At 71.2% G+C, this 2,774-nt stretch carries 3 protein-coding genes; 1 reads left to right on the plus strand and 2 read right to left on the minus strand.

Going from position 1 to position 2,774, the window contains the following annotated elements; translation table 11 throughout:
• The first annotated feature begins 184 nt into the window (after positions 1-184).
• Positions 185-751 carry a DJ-1/PfpI family protein gene (locus tag FPZ41_RS45940; RefSeq protein ID WP_131572248.1) on the plus strand — a complete coding sequence of 189 codons (567 nt, stop codon included), beginning with the start codon at positions 185-187 and terminating at the stop codon, positions 749-751.
• Positions 752-928: 177 nt separating this feature from the next.
• Here the strand turns inward: FPZ41_RS45940 and FPZ41_RS45945 are convergent, their stop codons facing one another.
• On the minus strand, positions 929-1,594 hold the full coding sequence (locus FPZ41_RS45945) for an HAD family hydrolase (RefSeq protein WP_152870788.1): 666 nt from the start codon (positions 1,592-1,594) through the stop codon (positions 929-931).
• 120 nt (positions 1,595-1,714) lie between these two features.
• Positions 1,715-2,230, minus strand: a complete 516-nt coding sequence (locus FPZ41_RS45950; RefSeq protein WP_152870790.1) for a DUF6912 family protein — start codon at positions 2,228-2,230, stop codon at positions 1,715-1,717.
• Positions 2,231-2,774: the final 544 nt, after the last annotated feature.

The following is a 2,774-nucleotide window of genomic DNA, read 5'->3' on the forward strand; positions in this document are numbered from 1 at the left end:
TTTGAGGACGAACCCGTTCGGGCCGATAGTGGGGTTGGGGTCTGGGGTCGCAGCCTCGGAGCAGTCACCCACGCTCTGGGTCCCTGTGGCTCGCGCGCACCCTTGGCAAGGCCTCTCTCCCGAGGCACGTTGCCCATGACGCCCGGCAGAGGGCGCCCACCACGGCTGAGGGGAGCGCAGCGACATGTCGGCCAAGATCCTGATCGTCACCGGCGACGCGGCGGAGTCACTGGAGGTCCTGTACCCGTACCAACGCCTCCGCGAGGAGGGCTACGACGTCCACATCGCGGCCCCCGCCCGCAAGAAGCTCCAGTTCGTCGTCCACGACTTCGAACCCGGCTTCGACACGTACACCGAGAAGCCCGGCTACACCTGGCCCGCCGACCTCGCCTTCTCCGAGGTCGACCCCGGCCAGTACGTCGCCCTCGTCATCCCAGGAGGCCGCGCCCCCGAGTACCTCCGCAACGACCCCGAACTCCGCAAGATCCTCAAGTCCTTCTTCGACACGGACAAACCCGTCGCCCAGATCTGCCACGGCCCTCTGCTGACCGCCGCCGTGGACGGCCTGCGCGGCCGCCGCGTCACGGCGTACCCGGCGCTGGAACTGGACATGCAGGCCGCCGGCGCCACGTTCCAGGACGCGGAGGCCGTGGTCGACGGCACCCTCGTCTCGTCCCGCGCCTGGCCGGACCACTCCCGCTGGATGCGAGAGTTCCTCACGGTCCTACGGGCCAAGGCGCCCGTGACCTGAACTGAGGTGACGTGACCACACCTGACCGGACCTGACCGGACTCCCGGGGCGGCGGCGAGCGGAACGCTGGGCCCGCCGCTCAGCCGTCGTCGGCCGCAGTGGCCTGCCTGAGCTTTTGCGGATCTTCCGCAGCGGCCGCTGCCGTCAGCCGCCTCACCGCTCAGCCGTCGGCAGCCGTCAGGCCGCCAACCGCTCCGCCTCCGCGACCGCCTCCGCCAAGGTGTCCACCACGGGCACGCCCACCTCCTCAAGGCTGGCGCGGCTGTGGGAGCCCCCGGTGTACAGCACGGCCTGGGCGCCCACGTGCCGCGCGGAGACCGCGTCGTCGGCAGCGTCCCCGATCACCACCACCCGGGAGGGCTCAACACCGGTGAGCCTGCCCACGTGCCGCACCATGTGCTCGGCCTTGCTGCCTCCGGACGGCCCGGTCCGCCCGTCGACCCGTATGAAGTGCGGCTCGATCCCGAACCCCTTCACCAGGGGGACCAGGTCCTCATGCCCGTACATGCTGAGGATCGACTGGCTGTGCCCCGCCGACCGCCAGTCCGCGAGCAGTGTCGGCACGCCCTCGGTGAGCTCGCAGTCCGTGCGGTGCTCCAGGTAGTAACGGTGGAAGATCCCGTCCATGATCTCCCACTCCTCGTCCGTCGGCAGCCGCCCTATCAGCCGCTCGTAGAACTTCGGCACCGGCACGCAGTACAACGCCCGGTACTGCTCCAGTGTGAGCGGCTCGATACCCAGCTCGGCGAATGCCGCGTTCGTCGCCCCGATGATCGCTTCATTGTCGTGGAACAGGGTCCCGTTCCAGTCCCAGACGATGTGCGCTGCTCCGTTCTTCCCCATACCAAGAACGTACCCGGCACCACTGACAACGCACCGTGACCGCCCACCGCACGCCGGTGACGGGCTCCCGCACACCGGTGGCGGGGAAGGGGATGTCGCGGAAACCTACGGCACCCGGGGTCAGTCCCCCAGCCCCACCAGGTTGGGAATCTCCTGCGTCGCGTACCACAGCAACTCGTGGTCCTCGGCACCGTCCACGGTGAACTGGGCGTCGTCGTCCCCCTGGTCGGCCGCGCCCAGCGCGTCCGCGGCGGCGGCCACGTCGTTCTCGGCGTCGTCGGAGTCGACGTGGACGGCCGCCGCCTTGGAAAGCGGGACCGGACCGGCGACCCGTACCTCCCCGAGCGCCGCGGGGTCGAGCCCGCGGTCGGGGTCGGCCACGGCGGCACCGTCGGCGACATCGACGGCGACGACGACCCGCCGCCGGGCCACCCCGGGCTCCACGGCGAGGAGCCGCAGCGAGGCGAGGGCGGCGCGGTTGAGGGCCGCGTACTCGAGCTCCTCGATGTCGTCGGAGAGGTACCACTCGCGCAGCGGGGGCGTGACGGCGTACGCGACGAACGCTCCCTCTCCCAGCTCACCCGTCTTGTACGCCGCGGCGAGACCGGGAAGGGTCAGGGGGACGTAGACGCGCATGACGAGCCGCTTTCGTAGTCGGGAAGGGCCACCGGAAGGACACGGGGGTTTCCGCAGGACCGGTCCCGCCCGGTCCGTGGTCCCGCATCTCCGGTGAGTCACCCAAGGATACGTGCGGGTGTCCCCCATCGGGTCCCCACCCGCGCCGTGCGCGGCGTCCACCCGCCGCTCCCGAATCACCCGGTACACCCCCGTGTCCCCAAGAGTTCCGCCCCTCGGGATCACTCTGATAGGTGAAGATTCCAGGCGCTCGGAGGCGGGCCCGCCTTCGTTGCGGCACCCGCTCCCGGCCCCGTACAAGATCCCCAACCACGAAGTTACCGACCGGTATCCCCTGGGCGGTCGGTTCACGGAACGGGGACCTCCCATGAACAAGGTCATGACCAGGACTCGGCGCCACCCCGGCACCCGCCCGCCGGTCCGACACGACACCCGCCGCCCCGGCGGCACGCCCACGCGCACGACTCCGGGCCGGGGCCGCCCCTCCACGGCCCCCGGCGGGGCCGTGGAGGCCGGCAGGGCACTCCTCGCCCTCCCCCAGCCC

Origin of the sequence: Streptomyces acidicola (assembly GCF_009377235.1) — a bacterium.
Lineage (GTDB): Bacteria > Actinomycetota > Actinomycetes > Streptomycetales > Streptomycetaceae > Streptomyces > Streptomyces acidicola.